Annotated in this window: 22 protein-coding genes and 1 other annotated feature; of the genes, 16 read left to right on the top strand and 6 right to left on the bottom strand. The window is 36.9% G+C overall.

Features of this window, described 5'->3' with window-relative positions:
• Window positions 1-3: 3 nt before the first annotated feature.
• The 6 genes from fabF (at window position 4) to ACHUE4_RS07205 (ending at window position 7,317) form a co-directional block, all read left to right on the top strand.
• Window positions 4-1,239 carry a beta-ketoacyl-ACP synthase II gene (gene fabF / locus ACHUE4_RS07230; RefSeq protein WP_394188700.1) on the top strand — a complete coding sequence of 412 codons (1,236 nt, stop codon included), beginning with the start codon at window positions 4-6 and terminating at the stop codon, window positions 1,237-1,239.
• A 318-nt stretch (window positions 1,240-1,557) separates the two neighbouring features.
• Window positions 1,558-2,571: an ABC transporter ATP-binding protein gene (locus ACHUE4_RS07225; RefSeq protein ID WP_394188699.1), complete on the top strand. Its 1,014-nt coding sequence runs from the start codon at window positions 1,558-1,560 to the stop codon at window positions 2,569-2,571.
• A complete protein-coding gene (locus ACHUE4_RS07220; RefSeq protein WP_394188698.1) occupies window positions 2,568-3,515 on the top strand; it encodes an ABC transporter ATP-binding protein in 948 nt (315 codons plus the stop codon). The genes ACHUE4_RS07225 and ACHUE4_RS07220 overlap by 4 nt, the downstream gene beginning before the upstream one ends.
• A 1-nt stretch (window position 3,516) precedes the next feature.
• Window positions 3,517-4,479: an oligopeptide ABC transporter permease gene (opp4B, locus tag ACHUE4_RS07215; protein ID WP_394188697.1), complete on the top strand. Its 963-nt coding sequence runs from the start codon at window positions 3,517-3,519 to the stop codon at window positions 4,477-4,479.
• A 31-nt stretch (window positions 4,480-4,510) separates the two neighbouring features.
• Window positions 4,511-5,422: an ABC transporter permease gene (locus ACHUE4_RS07210; protein WP_394188696.1), complete on the top strand. Its 912-nt coding sequence runs from the start codon at window positions 4,511-4,513 to the stop codon at window positions 5,420-5,422.
• A gap of 74 nt (window positions 5,423-5,496) precedes the next feature.
• Window positions 5,497-7,317: an oligopeptide ABC transporter substrate-binding protein gene (locus ACHUE4_RS07205; protein ID WP_394188695.1), complete on the top strand. Its 1,821-nt coding sequence runs from the start codon at window positions 5,497-5,499 to the stop codon at window positions 7,315-7,317.
• Between the two features lie 528 nt (window positions 7,318-7,845).
• Here ACHUE4_RS07205 and trpS read toward each other — a convergent pair.
• Window positions 7,846-8,832, bottom strand: a complete 987-nt coding sequence (gene trpS / locus ACHUE4_RS07200) for a tryptophan--tRNA ligase (protein WP_394188694.1) — start codon at window positions 8,830-8,832, stop codon at window positions 7,846-7,848.
• 44 nt (window positions 8,833-8,876) lie between these two features.
• Window positions 8,877-9,099 (bottom strand) — a binding site (T-box leader).
• A gap of 57 nt (window positions 9,100-9,156) precedes the next feature.
• Complete coding sequence (locus ACHUE4_RS07195; RefSeq protein ID WP_394188693.1) at window positions 9,157-9,501, bottom strand: DUF3899 domain-containing protein; 345 nt, start codon at window positions 9,499-9,501, stop codon at window positions 9,157-9,159.
• A gap of 243 nt (window positions 9,502-9,744) precedes the next feature.
• Here ACHUE4_RS07195 and ACHUE4_RS07190 point away from each other — a divergent pair, with 243 nt between their 5' ends.
• The 10 genes from ACHUE4_RS07190 to pepF all read left to right on the top strand — a co-directional run bounded on the left by ACHUE4_RS07190 (window position 9,745) and on the right by pepF (window position 22,289).
• On the top strand, window positions 9,745-11,451 hold the full coding sequence (locus ACHUE4_RS07190) for a peptide ABC transporter substrate-binding protein (protein ID WP_394188692.1): 1,707 nt from the start codon (window positions 9,745-9,747) through the stop codon (window positions 11,449-11,451).
• Between the two features lie 204 nt (window positions 11,452-11,655).
• A complete protein-coding gene (opp3b, locus tag ACHUE4_RS07185) occupies window positions 11,656-12,588 on the top strand; it encodes an oligopeptide ABC transporter permease (RefSeq protein ID WP_394188691.1) in 933 nt (310 codons plus the stop codon).
• Window positions 12,588-13,613: an oligopeptide ABC transporter permease gene (gene opp3C, locus ACHUE4_RS07180; protein WP_394188690.1), complete on the top strand. Its 1,026-nt coding sequence runs from the start codon at window positions 12,588-12,590 to the stop codon at window positions 13,611-13,613. Before opp3b ends, opp3C begins: the two co-directional genes overlap by 1 nt.
• A gap of 15 nt (window positions 13,614-13,628) precedes the next feature.
• Complete coding sequence (locus tag ACHUE4_RS07175) at window positions 13,629-14,684, top strand: ABC transporter ATP-binding protein (protein WP_394188689.1); 1,056 nt, start codon at window positions 13,629-13,631, stop codon at window positions 14,682-14,684.
• Window positions 14,684-15,625: an ABC transporter ATP-binding protein gene (locus tag ACHUE4_RS07170; protein WP_394188688.1), complete on the top strand. Its 942-nt coding sequence runs from the start codon at window positions 14,684-14,686 to the stop codon at window positions 15,623-15,625. The genes ACHUE4_RS07175 and ACHUE4_RS07170 overlap by 1 nt, the downstream gene beginning before the upstream one ends.
• Before the next feature lie 579 nt (window positions 15,626-16,204).
• Complete coding sequence (locus ACHUE4_RS07165) at window positions 16,205-17,419, top strand: putative glycoside hydrolase (protein ID WP_394188687.1); 1,215 nt, start codon at window positions 16,205-16,207, stop codon at window positions 17,417-17,419.
• Window positions 17,420-17,829: 410 nt separating this feature from the next.
• Window positions 17,830-18,225, top strand: coding sequence for a transcriptional regulator SpxA (gene spxA / locus ACHUE4_RS07160; protein ID WP_162920212.1), 396 nt, complete (start codon window positions 17,830-17,832; stop codon window positions 18,223-18,225).
• Window positions 18,226-18,486: 261 nt separating this feature from the next.
• On the top strand, window positions 18,487-19,155 hold the full coding sequence (gene mecA, locus ACHUE4_RS07155) for an adaptor protein MecA (RefSeq protein WP_394188686.1): 669 nt from the start codon (window positions 18,487-18,489) through the stop codon (window positions 19,153-19,155).
• A 154-nt stretch (window positions 19,156-19,309) separates the two neighbouring features.
• Window positions 19,310-20,416, top strand: coding sequence for a competence protein CoiA (locus tag ACHUE4_RS07150; RefSeq protein WP_463510138.1), 1,107 nt, complete (start codon window positions 19,310-19,312; stop codon window positions 20,414-20,416).
• A 55-nt stretch (window positions 20,417-20,471) separates the two neighbouring features.
• Complete coding sequence (gene pepF / locus ACHUE4_RS07145; protein WP_394188685.1) at window positions 20,472-22,289, top strand: oligoendopeptidase F; 1,818 nt, start codon at window positions 20,472-20,474, stop codon at window positions 22,287-22,289.
• 408 nt (window positions 22,290-22,697) lie between these two features.
• On the opposite strand, the gene ACHUE4_RS07140 is transcribed toward pepF, so the two are convergent.
• The 4 genes from ACHUE4_RS07140 to ACHUE4_RS07125 all read right to left on the bottom strand — a co-directional run bounded on the left by ACHUE4_RS07140 (window position 22,698) and on the right by ACHUE4_RS07125 (window position 25,521).
• Window positions 22,698-23,513, bottom strand: a complete 816-nt coding sequence (locus tag ACHUE4_RS07140) for a ClpXP adapter SpxH family protein (protein ID WP_394188684.1) — start codon at window positions 23,511-23,513, stop codon at window positions 22,698-22,700.
• The gene (locus tag ACHUE4_RS07135; RefSeq protein ID WP_394188683.1) at window positions 23,510-23,908 is read right to left on the bottom strand and encodes a globin domain-containing protein; all 399 of its coding nucleotides are present in this window, start codon (window positions 23,906-23,908) and stop codon (window positions 23,510-23,512) included. Before ACHUE4_RS07135 ends, ACHUE4_RS07140 begins: the two co-directional genes overlap by 4 nt.
• A 387-nt stretch (window positions 23,909-24,295) precedes the next feature.
• The gene (locus ACHUE4_RS07130) at window positions 24,296-24,937 is read right to left on the bottom strand and encodes a lytic transglycosylase domain-containing protein (protein ID WP_394188730.1); all 642 of its coding nucleotides are present in this window, start codon (window positions 24,935-24,937) and stop codon (window positions 24,296-24,298) included.
• Between the two features lie 5 nt (window positions 24,938-24,942).
• Window positions 24,943-25,521, bottom strand: coding sequence for a CYTH domain-containing protein (locus ACHUE4_RS07125; RefSeq protein WP_394188682.1), 579 nt, complete (start codon window positions 25,519-25,521; stop codon window positions 24,943-24,945).
• Window positions 25,522-25,536 lie beyond the last annotated feature (15 nt).

Here is a 25,536-nt window from a genome sequence, read left to right as displayed (position 1 = left end):
ATCATGACAAAACGTCGTGTTGTAATAACAGGAATAGGTGCAGTTACGCCTTTAGGTAATGATATCGAGACAACTTGGGCTGGGATAAAAGAAGGACGTTCGGGTATTGGTCCAATGACGCGAGTGAATGCGGATGACTTTCCAGCTAAAGTAGCTGCTGAAGTGAAAGATTTTGATATTGAATCGTATATTGAAAAGAAAGATGCACGCAAAATGGATCGGTTTACCCATTTTGCTTTAGCGGCTTCGATTATGGCTGTTAAAGATGCGGAGCTTGAAATTACACCAGAACTTGGCCTTCGTACAGGTGTATGGATTGGCTCAGGTATCGGTGGAATGGAGACGTACGAACAACAATTCCGTACGTTCCTTGATAGAGGATACCGTCGCGTAAGTCCATTCTTTGTTCCAATGATGATTCCAGATATGGCAGCTGGTCAAGTATCGATTCACTTCGGTGCAAAAGCGATGAATTCTTGTACCGTAACAGCATGTGCATCTGGTACGAATTCGCTTGGTGATGCTTTTAAAGTTATCGAACGTGGAGAAGCAGACGTGATGATTTCAGGTGGAGCAGAAGCGCCAATTACGAATATGTCTGTAGCAGGATTCTGTGCGAATACAGCTTTGACGTTAAATCAAGACCCTAAAACAGCATCTCGTCCATTCGATGCAAATCGCGATGGATTTGTCATTGGCGAAGGTTCGGGTATTTTGATTTTAGAAGAATACGAACATGCGAAAGCGCGTGGAGCGAAAATGTATGCCGAAATTATTGGCTATGGTTCAACTGGTGACGCCCATCATATTACCGCTCCAGCTCCTGAAGGAGAAGGTGCAGCACGTGCAATGAAACAAGCCATTGAAGGTGCAGGAATCGATCCTTCTCAAATTGACTATATCAATGCACATGGAACAAGCACACCGTACAATGATCAATTCGAAACATTAGCTGTAAAATCTGTTTTTGGTGATCATGCTAATAAACTCGCAATGAGTTCTACGAAGTCGATGACAGGCCATTTACTTGGTGCGGCAGGCGGAATTGAAGCAATTTTCACAGCTCTGGCGATTCATGAAGGAATTATGCCACCAACAATGAATTTAGAAAATCCAGATCCAATTTGTGATTTAGATTATGTGGCAAATGCTGCTCGTCCAAAAGATATTGAGTATGCAATGAGCAATTCACTTGGATTCGGTGGTCATAATGCAACGTTGGTTTTCAAAAAAATATAATGTTTGGAATATCTCCTCTTTTTGAGGAGATTTTTTTTTGAATGAATTTAAGCATTAAGAAATTCTATTTCAAAAATTACCTTTAACTGAAAAAAAAGAAATTTCAATCAACTAACGAATCGTTGATATTAAAGGGTTATAGTGGCAAACGTCTTTACAAAATTAGCGAATTTTAGGAAATTTGCAAAATTTATATTGCGGTTGTAATAATTCTGTAATAGAATTTAAAACTAGGTAAACAATTAACAGAATAATTTAAATTTTATAAAGAGTACAAGTTTCATAACATCTAAGTATATGCATGAGAGGAGTAATCATTTGAATCCGACTCAAGATCTTTTAACGATTAACGATCTACATACTGGTTTCCGAGTAAAAGATACATATTTTAATGCAGTAGATGGCGTTTCGATTCATTTAAAGAAAAATGAAATCTTAGCCATCGTTGGAGAATCAGGATGTGGTAAAAGTACGTTAGCAACATCAATCATCGGACTCCACGATCCAAACAACACCAAAATTTCAGGTGAAATCCAATTTAAAGGTCTTAACTTAGCCAAATTAACGGATGACAAACTTAACAAAGTCCGCGGGAATGATATTGGAATGATCTTCCAAGACCCATTATCTGCATTAAATCCCTTAATGCGAATTGGAGATCAAATCGCAGAGGCATTAATTTATCATACGAAGTTGTCAAAAACAGAGCGATCTCATCGTGTGATTGAACTGCTAAATCAAGTGGGAATTCCTAAACCGGAACGAGTAGTACGACAATTTCCACATCAACTTTCAGGTGGTATGCGTCAACGTGTAATCATCGCAATTGCTATTTCGTGTAAACCAGCCATTATTATCGCAGACGAACCAACGACTGCTTTAGATGTAACCATTCAAGCTCAGATTTTAGATCTTTTAAAAGACTTACAAGCTGAGACTGAGTCTGGCATTATTTTAATCACGCATGATCTTGGTGTCGTTGCTGAAGTTGCAGACCGTGTTGCGGTAATGTATGCAGGACAAGTAATTGAAGAAGCACCTGTTGATGAATTGTTCAACAATCCTGTACATCCATACACTAGATCACTATTAAACTCAATTCCACAAACACATAGCGATAACGAAAAATTAGAAGTCATTCAAGGCATCGTGCCATCATTAGTAAACTTACCGCGAGATGGTTGCCGCTTTGCTCCTCGGATTCCTTGGATTCCTGCTGAAGCACATGAAACAGAACCACAACTTCACGAGATAGCACCAGGACATTTTGTGCGATGTACCTGCTGGAACCACTTTCACTTTGAAGGTGAAGAAGGGGGAAGCTTGACATGAGTTTTATGGAAATAAAAGATTTACGCGTCCATTATCCTGTACGCGGTGGCTTCTTTAATACAATCGTTGACCATGTTCATGCTGTTGACGGTATTAATATGGAATTCGAAAAAGGAAAGACATATGGTTTAGTTGGTGAATCTGGTTGTGGAAAATCCACAACAGGTAAAGCCATTATCGGACTTGAAAAAATAACATCAGGACAAATCATATACGAAGGAAAAAACGTGACGAATCAACGTCGTCAGCGTAATTCTTCTTACAATCGAGATATTCAAATGATTTTCCAAGATGCTCACTCAAGTTTAAATCCACGAAAACGTGTACAAGATATCTTGTCTGAACCAATTCGTAATTTCTTGCGTCTGTCAGATTTAGAAGAGCGCAGAAAAATTAATGAATTGTTAGCGATTGTTGGAATGCCTGAAGATGCAAAATTGAAGTATCCACATGAATTCTCGGGTGGCCAAAAGCAGCGTATCGGTATTGCACGTGCCATCGCAACTAATCCGAAATTGATTATTGCAGATGAACCGGTATCGGCACTAGATTTATCCGTTCAAGCACAGGTGTTGAATTTTTTGAAAGATATTCAAGATGAATTGGGATTGAGCTACTTGTTCATTTCACATGATCTTGGCGTTGTGAAACATATGTGTGACCATATTTCGATTATGTACAAAGGTCGATTTGTCGAATCGGGATCTAAAAAAGATATTTATCAAAATCCGCAACATATATACACGAAACGTCTATTGTCGGCTATTCCAAACATAGAGCCAGAAAGTCGTGTGGAACGTAAGATAGAGCGCATTAATGTAGAAAAGAATTATCAACTTGATCACCATCAGTATTTTGATTCAAATGGTCGGGTTTATGATCTTCAATCTATTTCGGATACGCATGCTGTTGCGAAGACGGACAAGGTAGAGGGGGTCATTTAAGATGTGGAAAACAATTTTTCGTCGTGTATTAGTCATGATTCCTCAATTATTAGTTTTAAGTCTTTTAATCTTTGTGATGGCGAAATTTATGCCTGGAGATCCTTTTACAGGAATGATCACACCAGACACTGACCCAGCACGTATTGAACAATTACGTGAGCAAGCAGGATTCTACGATCCTTGGTATGTCCAATATGCTAAGTGGATGGGAAATGCTTTCCAAGGGGATTTTGGTAAAAGTTACACATATAAAGTACAAGTAGCCGACTTGATTGGCGACCGTGCAATGAATACATTGTGGTTGTCCTTACTAAGTGCATTCTTACTGTATTTAATTGCCGTTCCATTAGGGGTTCTTGCAGGGCGGTATCAGAATACATTTTTAGATAAAACCGTTGTTTTATATAGTTTTATCAGTTATGCAATTCCAGTATTCGTATTGGCGTTAATATTCCTCTTCTTCTTTGGATACAAACTACAATGGTTCCCAACGAGTGGAACAGTAGATATTAAATATGATAATGGTTCCTTAAGTTACCTTTGGAGTAAAATTTATCATATTTTATTACCAGCATTAACTGCAGCCGTTTTAGGTACAACAGGGGTTATTCAATATTTAAGAACAGAAGTAATTGATTCAAAGTCTGCGGATTATGTTCGTACGGCTCGTAGTAAAGGAATTCCTTTGAATAAAGTATATTCGGGACATATTTTCCGAAATTCTTTATTGCCAATTGCTGCTTTCTTAGGGTTTACAATCACAGGTTTACTTACCGGCTCCATCTTTATTGAAACAATTTTCGCATATCCTGGAATGGGTCAACTATTTATTAATTCCATTGCTGGACGTGATTATAGTGTAATTACTGCTTTGGTTATGCTGTACGGATTCTTAACGTTATTAGGCAGTCTATTATCTGACATTATTATGAGCATTGTAGATCCACGAATCAGGATAGATTGATGAAAATAATGGTTAAGGAGAGTGTACATACATGAAAGAGCAGACAGACAATGTAGTAATTCAATCTGAACATCCAGAAAGCTCTCCGCCGACTGGATTTCAAGTTATCATGCGTGAATTCAAAAAAGATAAACTCGCGATGTTTTCACTTATCGCACTGATTATCGTGATTTTAGGTATCTATATATTGGCTATGTTTATAGATCAACAAGAAATGATGCGTGTTAGTTTAAGAGATAAGTTCGCAGAGCCGGGTGAGAAATTCCTGCTTGGTGCCGATCAAGGTGGACGAGATATTTTAGGGCAATTAATTATTGGAGCCCGAAATTCGATTTCTATTGCAATCGCAGTAACACTTTTGACAGGTGCAGTTGGTCTAATTATTGGATTAACTACCGGATACTTTGGCGGTTGGATTGACAATATCTTTATGAGAATCATTGATTTCTTCATAACGATTCCATCATTGATGATTATTATCGTTTTCGTAACAATTGTCCCAAAATATAATATTCCAATTTTCGTATTAATTCTCAGTGTATTTATATGGCCAGGTACAGCTCGTCTAATCCGAAGCAAAGCACTATCTGAAAGTCGAAGAGACTATGTCAATGCCTCGAAAACAATGGGTACAAGTGATGCGACCATTATTTTCGGGAAAATGATGCCAAACCTTAGTTCGATCATAATTGTTGATCTTACTCTTTCCTTTGCTGGGAATGTAGGAATTGAAACAGGTCTTTCTTATTTAGGATTTGGTTTACCACCTTCAACTCCGAGTTTAGGAACTTTAGTAAGTTATGCAAATAACCCACTCGTTTTACAAGATAAGTGGTGGGTATGGCTACCAGCATCGTTATTAATTCTTTTATTAATGTTAGGCATCAACTATGTGGGTCAAGCAATTCGCCGATCTGCAGATGCGAAGCAACGCTTAGGGTAATCCCTAATTATAATTGGTATTAAACGGTTACCGTTTGATATATAGAACAAGAGATAAAAAAAGGAGGAAAAGGAATGAACAAAAAGTTTTGGTCGTTATTAGCATTACTTTTAGCTTTCATACTTGTACTTGGTGCATGTAATGGAGAAAGTACAAATGATGGAGACGATGCTCCAAAAGACAATGAAGATGATGGTGATACTGAAGAAGTTGTTGATACTGCAAGTTTCCCATTGAATGTTGAAAATGAAGGAGATGTTATTGAAGGAGGTACTTTAAAAGTAGCTCTAGTAAATGACTCACCTTTCCAAGGGATTTTCTCTACAGTTCTATATGAGGATGCGTATGATGCAGACATCATGCAATTCGCTAGTAACGCAATTTTTGAAACAGATGGTGACTTCCTATTAACGAACGATGGTATCGCGGGTATGGAAGTTGATCAAGATAATAATAAAGTAACAATCACGATCAAAGACGGAGTTAAATGGTCTGATGGTGAGCCACTTAAAATTGAAGATTTAATGCAGCCTTACCTAATTATCGGTTCTCCAGACTACACAGGAGTACGTTACGATGCTGATTTCCAAAACATCGTAGGTGCTGTTGAGTACAATGCGGGTACAGCTGATACAATTTCTGGTTTAAAGAAAGTGGATGAAAAGACTTTAGAAATTTCATTCAACAAATTATCTCCAGCTATTTTCAGTGGTGGTGATGGTATTTGGACTACTGCAGAACCAAGTCACGTACTTAAGGACATTCCAGTAGGTGAGTTACTAGAATCAGATGCAGTACGTAAAAACATTGTAACTTTAGGTGCTTTCAAATTTGATAAAATCGTACCTGGTGAATCAGTACAATTCGTGAAAAACGAAAACTACTGGAAAGGTGCTCCAAAACTTGATAGCGTATTAGTAAAAACAGTTCCTTCAACATCTATCTCTGTTGCATTGCAAACAGGGGAATACCATATGACTGCTAACACATTCAGCACAGACAAGTATTTAGAAATCAAAGATTTTGACAACCTAACTGTACTTGGCCGTAATGAACTTTACTACCAATACATTGGTTTCAAACTTGGTAAATACGACATGGATAAGAGCGAAGTTGTAATGGATCCAAATGCTAAAATGGGCGATGTAAAACTTCGTCAAGCAATGGGTTACGCAATTGACGTAGAACAAGTTTCTGAAGTGTATTACAACAATTTACGTGAACGTGCAACATCTCTAATTCCACCAGTATTCCAATCATTCTATGATGATACATTAGAAGGCTACACATATGATGTGGATAAAGCTAATGCATTATTAGACGAAGCTGGATATGAGGACGTTGATGGTGACGGACTTCGTGAAGATAAAGATGGCAAGCCACTTGAAATTAAATTCGCTACAATGTCTGGTGGAGATATCGCTGAAGATATCGCGTCATTCTACATGCAAAACTGGAAAGACGTTGGTTTAAATGTAACTCTTACAACAGGTCGTACAATCGAATTCAATAGCTTCTACGATAAAGTTCAAGCTGATGATCCAGAAATCGATATCTTCATGGCTGCATGGGGTACAGGTACTAACCCATCTCCATCAGGTCTTTACTCAAAAACTGCACAATATAACTTCAGCCGTTACACTTCTGAGAAGTTAGAAGAGCTTTTAGCTGCTATCGACTCTCCTGAAGCATTCGATTCTGAGTACCGTGCAGGTAAATTCCGCGAATGGCAAGAATATATGTCTGAAAATGTTCCAATCATTCCAACTCAATACCGTTTAGAACTTCGTCCAGTTAACCATGCTGTGAAGTACTATGATATTGACTACTCTGGTAACTTTGATTGGAACGAAGTTGAATTAATTTCTGAAGATCCAGTTAAATCTTCTAAATAATTCATAATAGAAAATCCCCACAACTTTGCGAAAGCTGTTGTGGGGATTTTTGATTGAGTAAATAAAGTGAGTGTATGCGGTTGATTTTCATTTTGGCGGACGCGTTCCGGGGGGCACGGCTTTTACGAAATTGAGTGAAAGATCTACGATTGAACGTGAAAGATAAGGCTTTGAAAGTGAAAGATTGTCACTTGAAAGTGAAAGCTCATCACAAAATACATTAATTGATGATTTCCATTAGAATTTAAAATCCCCACAACTTCTCATAGTTGTGGGGATTTCATATAAACAAAAAACCAATTTTGTATGAAGGTATAGAACCAATCATATGCTAGTACAAAAGGATGCGGTACTTGGCTAAATGGATGGCTTTTGTTGCTTGTTATATTCTCGTCGTAATTAGTTGCACACATGTGTTGCTATATATGAACTATCGATCTCTAGGGTACTCATGGAAAAGTGTCTGGCTATTTATCTTCCAGACACCCGATTTTTTCGTATTCGTTTGTTCTTTTGTACTTTTAGCGATTATCGTTTTCTTCCCAAGCCCATCGCGTTCTCCATTTTTTTAAGAGTTTTCAACGCCATGGCATTTGCTTTTCTCGCTCCTTCATCCAATATGTTATCCAATTGTTCTGAATGGAGAAGAGTTTCATATCGTTCTTGTATCGGAGTTAGATGATCAATAACACTTTTAGCGACTGATGCTTTAAAATCTCCATATCCAACACCTTCATATTGTGTAACTAAATTTTCAATTGACGTTCCCGTTAAAGCTGATTCAATGATTAACAGATTTGATACTCCTGGTTTATTCTCAACATCAAAAGCAACAATACCTTCAGAGTCTGTAACTGCACTTTTAATTTTCTTCTCGATTTCTTTAGGGGTATCCAATAATGTGATTGTAGATTTTTTATTTGGATCTGATTTACTCATCTTCTTTAACGGATCTTGAAGTGATTTAATTCGAGCGCCATTTTTCGGTAAGCGAATCTCTGGAATGGTTAAAATATCGTTATAACGCTTGTTAAAACGTTCTGCTAAATCACGTGTTAACTCAACATGTTGTTTCTGATCATCTCCAACTGGAACAATATCTGTTTGGTAAAGAAGAATATCAGCTGCCATAAGAGGAGGGTAGGTTAATAAAGAAGCAGATACGCCATCTTTTCCTGCACTCTTATCTTTGAATTGAGTCATACGCTCAAGTTCGCCAATGTAAGAAATACATTGCATAATCCAACCCGCCTGAGCATGTGCTGGAACTTCAGATTGAATGAACAGCGTAGCTTTTTGTGGGTCAATGCCAACTGCTAAATAAAGAGCCGCAAGAGAACGGATAGATTCTCTAAGCTTTAATCGATCTTGCGGAACAGTAATCGCATGTTGATCTACAATACAAAATAAACAATCGTATTCATCTTGTAATTTTGTAAATTGACGGAATGCGCCGATATAGTTCCCTATCGTAACAACTCCGGTCGGTTGGACACCTGAAAAAATCTTTTTCATGTTTAATTCCTCCTTAAATATAAAAAAACACATCAATCTCCCTAACAAGGGACGAATGATGTGTGAATCCGTGGTACCACCCAGATTGTCAAAGTTTCTTGACCTCTTTAACTTCGTAACGTGAAGGGGACGTATTCGACTACACTTGTTCAAGTTCGCCGAATATGCTCTGAAGTCCATTCGATTTGAAGGGAAGATCTGTTTTCACCATCCACAGATTCTCTAAACTGCCCGTTCAAATGTACTACTCTTCGTCTTAGCAATTAACGTATATTTTGATTGTTATTATATTATAGAAGAAACTCCAAAATCAAGTAAAAAAAATTACATGAAATAAATTGCTAAAGCCACGAACATACAAAGTAAAATGGACCCACCTAGTTGGAAAAATGGAATATAAGGAAAATCTAAAATATCTGATGGAGATCGCATTGATTCCGTTTCTTTTTGATAACGTTTAGGAGTAAATGCTTTTCTCATGCTCATCGTGAAGATATCAAAAAATCCATTTGAAACAACATAAATAATTAGTCCAATAAAAACAAGTATTCCTCCAACGAAAAACGATGAATTAATATATGGAGTTAAACCCACCTTTTGGTAGTACAGAAACATGATTGTCACAATCAATATTTGCAAAACAACAAATATTACGAACTTCTTTTTCAAGTTATACACCTCAATCCTTTTAATATTGTATTAGAATTGATAGAAAAAATCAAAAATTTCCACAAGGAATTAAATATTCACAATTCTTAAAAAACCCCTTTATGCCAAGGGTTCTGTTATCTTTCTGTAATCTTTCTGTTACATAAGTGTAAATAATATTCAAAAAAAGACTGTACAGATTTTTTAGATTATGTATAATAAACATTGTACCAATTTTTCAGAAAACTTAAGGGGGTCAACTTTGTGAAGAAGAGCAAGTTAGTTTGGCTATTAAGCCTAATGTTAGTACTTAGTGTTTTCTTAGCTGCATGTGGCGGCGACGAAGACAACGAACCAGCTGCACCATCTGATAAAGGTGAAGACAATGGTTCAGAAGATGTAGTTGAAGTTGAAGAGGAGCAAATTCTTAATCTTATCGCAGGTTCAGAGATTCCAACAATGGATTCTTCACTTGTAACAGATTCAGTAGGATTTGATCTTTTAAACAACGTAGCTGAAGGTTTATACCGTTTGAACCAAGAAAATGTTGCTGTTCCAGCTATGGCTGAAGCAGAGCCAACAGTTTCTGAAGATGGTTTAGTTTACACATTCAAAATCCGTGACGCTAAATGGTCTAACGGTGATGCTGTAACTGCTGGTGATTTCGAGTTCGCATGGAAACGTGCAATGAACCCTGACACTGCATCTGAGTACGGTCCATACATGATGGCTGGCGTACTTAAAAACGCTACAGAAATTTCTGAAGGTTCAGTTGACTTTAACGAACTAGGTGTTAAAGCGCTTGACGAAAAAACTTTAGAAGTAACTTTAGAAAAACCAGTTCCTTACTTCCTATCTTTAATGGCTTTCGGAACTTACTTACCACTTAATGAAAAATTCGTTACTGAACAAGGTGACGCTTATGCTACAAACTCAGATACTTTGATTTCTAATGGACCTTTCACTCTTACTGAGTGGGATGGAACAGGATCTTCTTGGTCATTAGTTAAAAATGATCAGTACTGGGATGCAGAAAATGTAAAACTTACTCAAATTAACTACGACGTAGTTAAAGAAACTGCAACTGCAGTTAACCTTTACAAAACTGGTGAAGTTGACCGCACAGGTCTTTCAGGTGAGTTTGCTGCACAATATGCAAATGACCCAGAATTACTAAAAGAAAAAGATTCAGTAGTATTCTACTTCAAATTTAACCAAGAGCGTAATGGTAAACCAACACCTCTTGCTAACAAAAATATTCGTGAAGCAATCGCTAAATCTTACAACAAAGAAGATTTAGTAAACGTAGTATTAAATAATGGTTCTGTAGCTGCTAACTATTTAGTACCTGCTGAATTCACTTTTGATGAGAACGCTAATGACTTCCGTGATATCAACGGCGACTTAGTTGCTTACAACCCAGAAGAAGCGAAAGCTGCTTGGGAAAAAGGTTTAGCTGAGCTAGGTGTTACTGAATTGTCACTTGAATTACTTGGTGGAGACTCGGATCTTTCTAAGAAAATGGACGAGTACTTCAAATCACAAATGGAAGGTACTCTTGAAGGGTTAACTCTTAACCTTAAACAAGTACCATTCGCTGTACGTTTAGACCTTGATACTGCTCAAGATTACGATATTCAAAGTGCTGGATGGGGTCCTGACTTCCAAGATCCATACACATTCATGAACTTGTTCGTGACTGATGGTGGAAACAACATGATGTCTTACTCAAATCCTAAGTACGATGAGTTAATCACTGCTGCTGCTGGTGAATTAGCTACTGATGCTGAAGCTCGTTGGAACGCAATGGCTGAAGCTGAAAAAATTCTTGTTGGAGAAGATTTCGGTATCTCACCTAACTATCAACGTGGTACTATGCAACTTGTAAAACCATACGTAAAAGGTGTTGTATCTCACCAATTCGGTGGAGACTATAGCTACAAGTGGGCTTTCATCGAAGGTAAAGAATAATTTTTTAATCTTTTAAAAATCTCATAGTTAGAGAGTATATGGATTCCAATAGGGCCCATATACTCTCTTTTTAAATGAGTGTGAATTCACAAAAAATTTCCTGTTTTCAAAAATTAATGTTGCAAATAACTAGTTTAATCTGTTTATATAGATAATAGACTTAAAGTATATTTAAAATGTTTTTATTTTTTAGGAGGTGCGAAGATGACAAAGTATATTATTAAACGAGTGTTTTACATGTTTATTACTCTTTTCCTGATTGCGACGGCTACATTTTTCTTAATGAAAACACTACCAGGTTCCCCTATTAGCTCCGCTGAAAAACTATCCCCTGCGCAACTAGCAATAGTTGAAGCGAAATATGGTTTAGACAAACCCGTTCCAGTTCAGTATGGAATTTATATGCTTAATCTTGTGCAAGGTGATTTGGGGAATTCGTTTGCTTTTAAAGGTGCAGACGTAACCGATCTAATTATTAAACGTTTAGGACCATCTATGCAATTAGGTGCCCAAGCTATGTTCTTCGGTGTAACAATCGGAATCATATTAGGTATGATCGCCGCACTTAAACAAAATAGTTTCTGGGATTATGGAAGTACGATAGTATCTATTCTTGGAATATCCATACCGTCGTTCGTATTTGCTGCGATGTTACAATATTGGTTAGCAGTACGATTTGACTTTTTCCCGGTAGCTTTATGGAATGATGGATTTAAATCCAGTGTGTTACCGTCACTAGCTTTAGCGATGGGTCCATTAGCAATTTCAGCTCGTTTCATTCGTACAGAAATGATTGAAGTATTAAGCTCAGACTACATTACTTTAGCTAAGTCTAAAGGTGCTAACGGATATGAAGTTGCATTTAAACATGCTTTCCGTAATGCGATGATTCCACTTGTAACTGTAATGGGGCCTTTAGCTGCTGGGTTACTGACTGGTTCACTTGTTATCGAAAAAATCTTTGCAATACCAGGAATTGGTGAACAATTTGTTCGTTCTATTATGGTAAATGACTTTTCAATCATAATGGGAACTACTTTGTTCTTCTCTGTATTCCTTATCGGTATTATTTTATTAGTAGATATTCTTTACGGAATTATTGATCCACGTATTCGTTTATCAGGAGGAGATAGTTAATGACACAAAATCTTGATAAGCTACCTGAAGGCTCTTTTGAAAGAGTTACGATAGATAAAAGTCAAGCTGAAAGAATTTCAAAACCAAGTTTAAGTTTCTGGCAAGATGCTTGGTTGCGTATCCGTAAAAACAAAGCTGCGATCATTAGTATGGTCGTTTTACTATTAATTATTTTAATGGCGTTTATAGGACCAATGATTAGTCCTCATGATGGGGAAGTACAAACAATTACTCACGCAAATCTTCCTCCAAAAGTGCCTGGATTTGAAAACTTAGGAATTTTAGATGGTCACGGACTACTTGCTGGTGAAGAAGTAGATTTATATGAATTGAAGAATGTTGATCCTGAAGTTTATTATTGGATTGGTACTGATGGTTTAGGACGAGATATGTTCTCTCGTGTATGGGCAGGTACTCAAATTTCATTATTCATCGCGTTTATGGCTGCTTTAATTGACATGGTTATTGGTGTAGCATACGGAGGCATATCTGCTTATTACGGTGGACGTGTTGATGATATGATGCAACGTGTTGTTGAGATTTTAATCGGTATTCCTAACTTAATTGTCGTTATTTTAATGATCATGGTTATGGAACCAGGTGTAACCGCGATTATTATCGCGATCAGTTTAACTGGTTGGATAGGCATGTCGCGAATTGTTCGTGGTCAAGTATTTAGATTTAAAAACCAGGAATTCGTTTTAGCATCTCGCACATTAGGTGCTAGTAACAATCGAATTATACTAAAACATTTGCTTCCTAACATTTTAGGAATTATTATCATCAATACAATGTTCACGATCCCAGGTGCCATTTTCTTCGAGGCATTCCTAAGCTTTATTGGTCTAGGTTTACAAGCACCAGCTGCATCACTTGGTACATTAATCAATGATGGTATACAATTGCTTGAATTCCAGCCACATATCTTGTTCTTCCCAGCATTAGTTTTGAGTATATTAATGATTGCATTTAACTTACTGGGTGACGGATTACGTGATGCATTTGATCCGAAAATGAAAGACTAATAGGGGGAAGCGACTATGGAAAAAATCTTAGAAGTAAAAGACCTTCAGCTTTCCTTCCATACTTTTGCAGGTGAAGTTAAAGCCATCCGTGGTGTTAACTTCGACTTGCTAAAAGGGGAAACGTTAGCGATTGTTGGAGAATCGGGTTCAGGTAAATCCGTTACTACAAAAGCAATTATGCGTCTTTTACCAGAATCAAGTTCAGAATTTAAGAGTGGCGAGATTTTATTTAATGGAAAAGATTTAACAAAACTTTCAGATAAACAAATGCAAAAGATTCGTGGGAAAGACATCTCGATGATTTTCCAAGATCCAATGACTTCATTAAACCCAACAATGACAATTGGTAGACAAATTACCGAGCCGTTGTTAAAACACCAAGGTGTTGGTAAAACAGAAGCTCGTAAAATTGCGATTGACCTACTACGTATGGTAGGGATGCCTAAACCTGAATTGCGTATTAAGCAATACCCACACCAATTCTCTGGTGGACAGCGACAACGTATTGTTATTGCGATTGCACTAGCATGTAACCCACAAATTTTGATTGCGGATGAGCCTACAACTGCACTTGATGTTACTATCCAAGCTCAAATTTTGGAATTGATGAAAGACTTACAGAAGAAAATTGATACTTCAATTATCTTCATTACACATGATTTAGGTGTAGTAGCAAACGTAGCAGACCGCGTAGCAGTTATGTATGGTGGACGAATTGTTGAAATGGGTACAGTAGATGAAATTTTCTATAACCCACAACATCCTTATACTTGGGGATTATTAAGTTCTATGCCATCACTAGATACAGAGGATGCTAAACTATATGCAATTCCAGGTACACCACCGGACTTGTTAGATCCTCCTAAAGGGGATGCATTTGCTATACGAAGCGAATATGCACTAGCAATTGATATCGAACAAGCACCACCTGTATTCCAAGTAAGCGATACTCATTTCGCATCTACTTGGTTATTACACCCAGATGCACCACAAGTTGAACCACCAGCAGCTATTATTGAACGTATGAAAAAGTTCCCTGGTAGTCGCTACTATGAAGGAGGTGCGCACTGATGGCTGAAAAATTGCTTGAAATTAAAAATTTAAAACAATATTTCAATCAAGGCAAACCAAACGAAGTGCGTGCGGTTGACGATATTAGTTTTGATATTTACCGCGGAGAAACACTTGGTTTAGTTGGAGAGTCAGGTTGTGGTAAATCTACAACTGGACGTTCAATTATTCGTCTTTACAATGCAACTGACGGTGAAGTATTATTCAACGGCGTTGATGTGCATGGTAAAAAATCTAAAGGTGATTTGAAGATTTTCAATCGTAAAATGCAAATGATTTTCCAAGATCCATACGCATCATTAAATCCACGTATGAAAGTTATGGATATCATTGCAGAAGGTTTGGATATTCACGGTATTACGAAATCTGCTAAAGAACGTAAAGATCGTGTTCATGAATTACTAGAAACAGTAGGGTTAAATAAAGAGCACGCTAACCGTTATCCACATGAGTTCTCAGGTGGACAACGTCAACGTCTTGGTATTGCTCGTGCACTAGCAGTAGATCCAGAATTTATCATTGCGGATGAGCCGATCTCTGCACTTGACGTGTCAATCCAAGCTCAAGTAGTTAACTTACTTAAAGAATTACAAGAAGAAAAAGGTTTAACGTATTTGTTTATTGCCCATGATTTATCGATGGTTAAATACATTTCTGACCGTATTGGCGTAATGTACTTCGGTAAATTAGTAGAGCTTGCACCAGCTGAAGAGCTATACAACAATCCGTTACATCCTTATACACAATCGTTATTATCAGCAATTCCACTTCCAGATCCAAACTATGAGCGTACACGCGTACGTAAATCGTATGATCCGACGTCTCATAACTATGCTGACGGAGAAGAAATTGCAATGCGTGAAGTAACGCCTGGACACTTTGTATTCTGTTCAGAACGTGAGTTTGAATCTTTAAAACTAACTTCTGCATCACGAGTATAATAGGTAATTAAAGTCATCCTTTTATAGGGTGGCTTTTTTTATATAAAGCAGATTGCTAATGAAATATCATTTCCATACATAAATTTCGTTTCAACTCACTTTCATGTTTGGAAGCTAGAGGTGTGATGCAGAAACAGATGGAAGTGAGAAGTTAATTCAATTGTAGCCACTACATGTCATTTTTTGAATATGTACAAATTGTCTATTTGAATTTCCTTAAATGAGTTAAATACAGATTCAAATTTTTATATTCAATGTGGTTTCAGTTGATTGGAATGGAGGCGGCGACTCCGACGGAATCAGCAAGAACTGAAGACCCTGGACTGAGCCATGCGAAGGAAGCGGCTGAAGTCTTGCCCGCGGAAAGCGTCCGCTGCAATGTAAATCAACATGTATTAATTTTCTTCAAAACACTATCATTTTTTATTAAATAGAATATGATAAGCAATGTTGTTTCTAGTATTAAAAAAAGAATCTTCAAATTCATACATATTTCTATAATTTATGACAATATGACCTGTTATTACAGATATAACCTTGTTAAAATATGAGTATAGTAGAAAGGGTGTTCATATTAGAATGAAAGCAATGAAATGGTTTGGCATAAGCGCACTTGTAGCAACTAGTCTTTTAACTACATCACAAGCAACTTTTGCAGAAGAAAAAAAGGCGACTTCAGCAGATTTTACGGAACGTACATATGGATTTGTAGCAGTAGATGAGGAAATGGTTTCAGCATCGACACTTTTTACATATGATTCAGGTTTAACTTTTACATACCCAGATGCAATCCGTGGTGTTTACGTAACTGGACATAGTGCAGGTGGGGCACGATTCAATGATTTATTAAAATTAATGGATACTACTGATTTAAATGCCATGGTTATCGACATTAAAGACGATTTTGGTGATTTAACATATGTCCCAGCAGAAGATTCACCTTTAGCAGCTTTAAATATTGGCAATAAATACATGAAAAACCCTCGTGAAGTATTAGAAGTATTAGAGGAAAAGCAAATTTACCCAATTGCACGTGTTGTTGTTTTTAAAGATACTGCATTAGCAGAGGCTAAACCAGAACTTTCATTTGTTGAAGGATCAAGCGTTTGGAAGAATGGTAGAAAAGAAGCTTTTGTTAATCCATTCATGAAAGAAGTGTGGGATTATAATGTTCAAATTGCGATTGAAGCAGCTAAAATGGGCTTCCAAGAAATCCAATTTGATTATGTACGCTTCCCAGAAGGTTTTGAAACGCGTTCAGACACGCTAAAATACGGTAAAGGTGATTACGCGACTTCAAAAGAAGATGATGTACAACAACGTGTAAATGCTGTTACGGACTTTGTAGCTTATGCACGTGAGCAATTAAAGCCGTATGGTGTTAAAGTATCGGTTGATATCTTTGGATACTCTGCGACATTGCCTGAAGCGCCAGGGATTGGACAGAACTTTAGCAAAATTTCTTCAAATGTCGATGTCATTTCATCCATGATCTATCCAAGTCACTGGACGTCTTATTTCGGTATTAAAAAACCTGATTTAGAACCGTATCGTCTTGTACAAGAATATGCAAAAGCTGAGAATGCAACTTTATCAAAACTTGAAAATCCTCCAATTTCTCGACCTTGGATTCAAGATTTCACTGCTTCTTATCTAGGTGCTGGTAATTATTTGAGATATGGCAAAGCTGAAGTAGAAGCTCAGATTAAAGCATTAAATGAAGCTGGTATTAATGAATATTTACTTTGGAATGCGGGTAATCGTTATACGCCTGGTGTTGACTATACTCCATAATATAAAAAAGATTCCTTTTCAGAATATGAGAAGGAATCTTTTTTATGTAGAAATGAAACCTTTTGAGCTGCTCATACGTATTATTAGTAGATGAGAATAATTTGTATTTTCATTTTCTAGAGCTAATTGAGAATGAAAAAAAGTTAAAATTTTACGTTTATTATGGAGTTACTGCGGGTATATTAATAGTGTAAGATTTAATAAGACATATGCAAACACAGTCTTTATCTACATATTATTGCAGAATTGTGACGGGTATTTAAATTACTTGACTTTTTGTTGAGAATCTATATTCAATTGGTCAAAAAAGGTGTATAATAATTTTTAGCAACCTATATTAAATTCATTCTAATTAAACCTAGATTAAAATTATAGTTTTTGTTACACATTTGAAAGGAAGTGTTCCTATGATGGTTACATTGTTTACTTCACCTAGCTGTACATCATGTCGTAAAGCGAAAGCATGGTTAGAAGAACATGACATTCCTTATACTGAGCGCAACATCTTTTCTGAACCGCTAAGTATTAGCGAAATTAAAGAAATTTTACGTATGACTGAAGACGGGACAGATGAAATTATCTCGACTCGTTCTAAAATATTCCAAAAACTAAATGTTGATGTGGAAAGTTTACCGCTACAACGTCTATATGAATTAATACAAGAACATCCAGGGTTATTACGACGTCCAATTATTCTTGATGAAAAGCGTCTACAAGTTGGGTATAACGAAGATGAAATTCGTCGTTTTTTACCTCGAAAAGTTCGAGCTTATCAATTACTTGAAGCTCAACGTATGGTTAACTAAATTCGACTGAAAAATGACTGATCAATCCCTTCGCAAATTTATGAAGGTGAGTTGACGGTCATTTTCTTTTATATCCCTTGCTTTCCTTGGTTTTGTCTACTACAATGCTTATACATTGTAAAATATGATGAGTGAAAGCATATCCTTTTCATTTTCGCAAAGCCCATCATACAATAGAGATAAGACACTGTTCATTATGGCTTGAAGTGTTGCTAGAAAAAGGGGCTTTCCCTTGAATGTAATTGAAGGGAGATGTGTAAAATGGATATCGAACGTATAAATGAAAACACAGTAAAATTCTACATTTCATACATCGACATTGAAAAAAGAGGCTTCAGCCGTGATGAAATTTGGTTTAATCGCGATAAGAGTGAAGAACTTTTTTGGGAAATGATGGATGAAATTAATGATGAATCAGATTTTGAAATAGAAGGTCCTTTATGGATACAAGTCCATGCTATGGATAAAGGTCTTGAAGTCACAGTTACTCGTGCCCAGATCAACAAGGACGGTAAACGTGTAGATTCACCGTACGATGTTGATGACAAGGGTCATTTCTTCTCAAATATGAGTGAAAGTTCTACTGATGAACCCTCGTTTGATGAGTATGGGGATATATTTGCTGCCGACGAAGGAATCGTAGGTGAATATACATTCTATGTTAAAGATTTCGATGATTTAATTCCGTTAGCAAAACGTGTAAAACTTCCTGAAGCTGTTAACAGTTCATTGTATGTATTAAACAATCACTACTATTTAAATATAGGTGTGAATGAAGAAGAGATGGATGAAAAAGAAATCGTTAATCTCGTCAGTATTCTTTCTGAATATGTTTCATTATCAACAGTTACGATACACAGATTACAGGAGTACGGCAAAGAAATAATGGCCGATCATGTATTTGAACAAGTTAATCAACACTTTAGTTAATCCTCCCAGTTTGGGAGGATTTTCTTTTGTTAGTCATTCAATAAAAATTTTCATTTGATTTACTTTCTGAAAATTCGTATAATTATTTCCGGGAGGTGTTTATATATTAACTGCACTTAATGACAAAAAAGAAATCTTTACAATCACCACTCATGTGCCGACTGAAATCCTAATTCAGTTACGTAAAACGATGACATTCTTCTGTCCCCAATGCGAAAACCCCGTTCGTTTAAAAATAGGACAAGTCATGATTCCCCATTTCGCGCATATTGTATTAAGCGACTGTCTTACTTCCTTTTCAGAAAGAGAATCTCCCATTCATTTAAAAGGTAAATTGCAATTAGCTGAGTTCTTTAAAGAAAAGAGTTTAGAAGTTTTCGTAGAAAGCTATATGCCTGATATTTGCCAAAGACCGGATATACTTGTAAAAAGCCCACACCAAGCCTACGCTATTGAATTCCAATGCTGTACAATTCCTATTGAAGTTCGAGATTTGAGATCTAGAGGCTATTTGAAATCAAATATAGAACCAGTATGGATACTTCGGTCATTTGAATATCCTGAGGTTCCGCCAAATGGAATCGTCATTATTCAACTAACTCATTTCCGGCAAGCCTTTATTCAGCACGATGATTTTGGAGATGCGAGTATTATCGCTTATAATCCGAACACTGAACAATTTATTTACTATTCACATCTCATTCATTTACAAGGAACTCGTTTTATTGCCAAAATAGGTATGCTACCTAGGCATTTGCAGAGCTTTCCCTTTAGGCAATTAAAACCTTTAACAAGTTTAGAAGGAAAAGTGTATTGGGGCATTTTCCAACGGTATCGAAAGCGCTTTTTAACGAACGCTGTATTAACAAGTAAAAAAGGGGTGAAGGATCCTTTTTTAAGAATTTGTTATTTTAATCAATTACAGCCTATAGAATTGCCACTTTTTATTGGCGTTCCTTTAGGAACAGTGGAGCATATAAATGGCAGACATGCTGACTGGCAACTCGCATTTATTCATATGTGCATGGAACAGGGAATTCAATTTCAAGATATTTCAAATGAACAAATTGAGGTCTTTTTGTTGCAGAACTTGAGAGAAAATAAGTTTAAATTGGCAAGAGAACTATGCTTGTCTTATCTGCATATCTTGAAACAATTAAGTTTAAAAGTAAATTCATCACTTCTTAAACAAAAAGTTCCTGAGGAGAAATTATTGGAAATCTTTCTCCAGCTTATAGTTGCAAAACGGACTGAATATTGAGAAAATATAGAAGTTGTTTCATTAGTTAGACATTGAAATAGGGGGGAAAACATTAATGACTACAAATACAAAAAACAAAATATTAACACGTGATGAAGTTCCGGTTGAATTAACATGGAAACTCGAAGATATTTTTGCAACGGATACAGATTGGGAAAATGAATATAAAGAAGTAAGTACTCTTGCAGAGAAGGCATCATCGTTCCAAGGGACGCTATCTAATGGTCCAGATGCTTTATTCCAAGCATTTACTTACCAAGATGAGATATTAGAACGTATTAACCGTTTATATGCATATTCACATATGCGTGGCGATCAAGATACAGCTAATAGCCATTATCAAGCGATGGACAGCCGAATTAAAAAATTGTATGTAAAAGTTTCAACTGGTTTATCGTTTATGACACCTGAAATTTTATCATTGGATGAAGCTGAATTGGCTAAATACTTAGATGAACATGAAGGATTAAAGTTATATACACAAGTATTAAAAGAAATTAACGAAATGCGTCCCCACGTTTTACCGGCTGAACAAGAAGCATTGCTAGCTCAAATGGCAGAAGTCGTGAATTCTTCTTCAGAAACGTTCTCAATGTTAAATAATGCTGACTTACAATTCCCAACAATTAAAGATGAAAACGGGGAAGACGTAGAGTTAACGCACGGCCGCTTCAGTCGCTTCTTAGAAAGCGATAACCGACAAGTACGTAAGGATGCTTTCCACGCGATGTACGAGACATTCGGTAAGTTCCGCAACACCTTCTCGACGACGCTAACAGGAAATATTAAGCGAGATAATGTGAATGCGAGAATTCGTAACTTCTCATCTGCTCGTCATGCAGCGATGGCTAACAATCATATTCCTGAGAACGTATATGATAATTTAGTTAATACGGTGAATAAAAATCTTCATCTGCTACAACGATATGTGTCACTTCGTAAGAAAGTTTTAGAATTAGATGAGCTTCATATGTACGACTTGTATACACCACTTGTGAAAGAGTCGAAAATGGAAGTACCTTACGAGGAAGCGAAAGATATTATGCTGAAAAGCTTCGCACCACTTGGTGAGGAATATGTATCAATTGCTACAAAAGGACTTGAAAATCGTTGGGTAGATGTTCTTGAGAATAAAGGGAAGCGTTCTGGTGCTTACTCATCAGGAGCATATGGTACAAATCCATATGTCTTAATGAATTGGCAAGATAATGTGAATAACTTATTCACGTTAGCTCATGAATTTGGTCATAGCTTACACAGTTATTACTCACGTGCGAATCAACCATTTGTTTATGGTGACTACTCGATTTTCGTAGCAGAAGTAGCTTCTACATGTAATGAAGCCTTGCTGAATGACCACATGTTGAAAACAATTGATGATCCACAAAAACGTATTTATTTACTAAATTACTGGTTAGAAGGGTTCCGTGGAACGGTATTCCGTCAAACCATGTTTGCTGAATTCGAACACTTAATCCACAAGCTTGATCAAGATGGTGTTGCTTTAAATGCTGATAAGTACACGGAAGTTTATTATGAATTAAATAAAAAATATTTCGGTGAAGACATGGTTGTAGATGAAGAAATCGGTTTAGAATGGGCTCGTATTCCTCACTTCTACTACAATTACTATGTGTATCAATACGCAACTGGATACAGCGCTGCTGTAGCGTTAAGCAATCAAATCTTATCTGAAGGTCAACCTGCAGTCGATCGATACATCAATGAGTTCTTGAAAGCAGGCTGTTCAGACACGCCAATCGAAGTATTGAAAAAAGCAGGCGTAGATATGACATCATCAAGTCCAATCGAAGAAGCTTGTAAAGTATTTGAGCAAAAACTAAATGAATTAGAAAAGCTTTTATTAGGCTAAAAACTTCATTAAAAATAAAACCTTCATCCATTAACGGGTGAAGGTTTTATTATTTAAAAATAACAATTGGTTTCCGGAAAAGGTATAGATTAACTTGAAAACGTTTACAGTATGGCGATTCTGTGAAAAAGTTTGTGAAGGATTGATTTATTCGTTATGTCATGATATTGTTTAGAGGTGAAATACATCACATACGAACATACACCCCTTTGTTTGAACGTGAACATTTCTCCCATCCCCTTTGTGTTAGGAACCGTCACTCTGTAATAGGAGTAGACGGTTCTTTTTTGTTGTCTGGTTACAGATGCTATGATTTCATGTGTCTTGATCTTCAAAATAAATGGATTAAAGTTTTAAGAAACAAAAAACACGATATGTCTATTGTGTAGACATACCGTGCGGTAAATTTTATGAATTTTTATACTGATTAGTATATTGCTTAAGCCTCCATTGAACGTTATTTGCAACAGGGATCCTTTCAAGTTCTTGCAAAAGCATCCGCTTTTTAAGTTCGCGTTCTGCCGCATAACTTGTGACACCATAAATCGCTGCAATTTCATTTGTTGAGAGTGTATTATACCTTTTAAATAAATCCTCTAATGCAGGTGGTTCTTGCGGAACGATTTTTTCTTCTAACATTTCTTCCAAAATGCTCTCGTATACTTGATAATCATATACACCACAAACTTTTAACCCTTCATCCTCGATTCGTTCATTAAAAAACACAAGGCTCGGGACTTCTGAAACATCCATTTCACGACTAATATATAAATCACATTGAAGTGCTCGAGAAGCTTCTTTCGATTTAATATCTGATTCAAACTCAGCTATATCTAAATTAGCTTTCTCAGCGATATCCATTAACACTTGATAAGTCGAGACATTTTTAGTATCTAAAAATACTTGTTCTTGCAATTGTTGTAGAAAACGCACACCCGCACGTTTACCTTGCAATTCTGCTGCTTTCACAGCAACAGAAGGTAGTGCTGGATGGGAAAAACCATCCTCCTCTACATGTGTACATCTGCTATTTAATGAAGAAAGTTGAGTACTTAAAACAATTCTAAGTGTAAAATATTGCTCATAATCCACTTGAAGTTTTCTTAAAATCGGCTGTAAATTCCAACAGGATGAGCACATTGGATCTAAGAATGCATACAACTCAATTGGCTTAGTCGAACTCGTAGAAACATACGCGGTAGGCGGAATCTGCAAGTTTGTCACTCGATTTCCTCCTCTTGATTAGGACGGTTCGTCATATGATGAGCCGTTAATACAAGCCTGTGATAAAAATCGTCTCGAATTTTTCCTTCAAGTCCGACTTCATCCATCGCTATACTCATACACTCAAGCCAAGCTTGTGCTCGATCAGGTGTAATTGGAAAAGGCATATGTCTAGCACGCATCATAGGATGTCCGTGCTCTTGTGAATAAAGGTTTGGTCCACCTAAATATTGTGTTAAAAACTGTTTTTGCTTACGAGCAGTTTCGGTTAAGTCATCAGGAAAGATAGGCTTAAGCTTTGGGTGTGCCGCGACTTTCTCGTAAAATGCATCAACTAGTTGCGACAATTTTTCCGGACCAATTTCCTCGTAAGGAATAATAGGCTTTCGGGTCATCTTGAGAACTCCTTTGCTTTCGCTGTAATCCTATTCTATCAACGTTCCCTTATTTACTCAAACAAATCGATTTTACGAAGATTGCCAATTAGGAAAGATATTAGGGGGGAGGGGATTTTGGTGTAGCTTCTGCAGCCAGCAGAAGCCTCCTTCTTAAAAAATTTCTTCTCTGACTTAACAATTTGGCGTAACTGGTGAATTATTTGGCGATAGGCCCTCAGATATAGCGAGTGAAGCTGATAATATGGCGTTATTAACCAATAATATGGCGTTATCTCAGTTTTATTGGCGTTAGAGCTAAAATAAGAGGGCTATCGCATCCCTCAGAAGCTTCTTCTAAAAAAATCTCCAAACAAAAAACCATGACGCAAACGCGACATGGTCAGATTAGGCTTGATAGTAGCCAAGTACTTTTTGGACATAGTTTTGAGTTTCTTTAAATGGTGGGATGCCACCATATTTTTTTACGTTTCCTGGACCAGCGTTGTAGGCTGCCAGGGCTACGTCGATATCGCCGTTGAATTGATCGAGCATTTGGCGTAAGTATTTGGATCCACCCATGACGTTTTCGGTAGGGTCAAATCGATTGCCTACTCCAAGATAGTTAGCTGTGCCAGGCATAAGTTGCATTAATCCTGATGCTCCTGCATGACTGACTGCGTTTGGATTGAAATTCGATTCCTGTTTAATAACAGATTCGATTAGTTTTTCTGGCAGGTTATATTTTTCTGCGGCTTTGCGAATGATGTCAGCAATGTCGCCTGTTTGAGTTGTGGATTTATTTACAGTTGAAGTGATCGGTGTTAACTGCTGCATGATGTTAGAACCACTATATCCACTACTTAATTGACCGAGTAAATTTTGAGAAACAGAAGTGACTTGAGATGCAGGTGATTGTTCGTTCATCATTTCTTGCATCATTTCGGTAAACATGGAGGATTGGCCACCTTGTTCAGCGAATGTTTGGACAGCTCCAAACGATTGTAGTGCATTAATTTCCATTAACATTTTGATCGATTGGAAGTTCAAAGTCATCAGCCTTTCTGCCGCAACGCTTCTTTCATAAACCGGGCAATCTTTTTGTCGGTTTGTCGAGTAGGAATATTGTGTTTTTTTAGTAAATCATAAAAATGTGTGCGTCCCGCTTCTAAATCTTCTACTTCGTATTCTACTTCAAAATCTTCCAATTGCATATAGTAAGAATGGTCGAAAACGAGTAGACCACCTTCATATGGAACCTCCGCGCGTTCGGTTCTCAGTGACCCAAAAGCGTTTACTTGATTTGGAAGTTGGGAAAAGGCTTGATAGAGATCAGTATCTATAAAGCCTTGAGATAGAATTTGATCGCGTTTTTCATTTGAAATCAACTCGGTTATTTCTAACATCGTGTGGGGGTTGTCCCCTGGTGATTTTAATGTTAATTCATTGCGGTCACCTACCACGCGGAGACGAAAACCTTTTTTGGTTTCTTTTAATTGAAAATCGGCAGTGTCAAAGTACGTATTTGTTTGTGAATGAAAATCGGTGTCGCTTAATGAGAATGCATCACGCAATGAATTAAATTCTTCTTCGGTTAATAAATTTTTAAATTCGATTTCTGTTTGACTGCTCATTGTATCAACCACCTT

Origin of the sequence: Paenisporosarcina quisquiliarum (genome assembly GCF_043641925.1) — a bacterium.
In the GTDB taxonomy this organism is placed as follows: domain Bacteria; phylum Bacillota; class Bacilli; order Bacillales_A; family Planococcaceae; genus Paenisporosarcina; species Paenisporosarcina quisquiliarum_A.
Note: the sequence above shows the minus strand (reverse complement) of the source record. Positions and strands in the feature narration are given on the sequence as shown.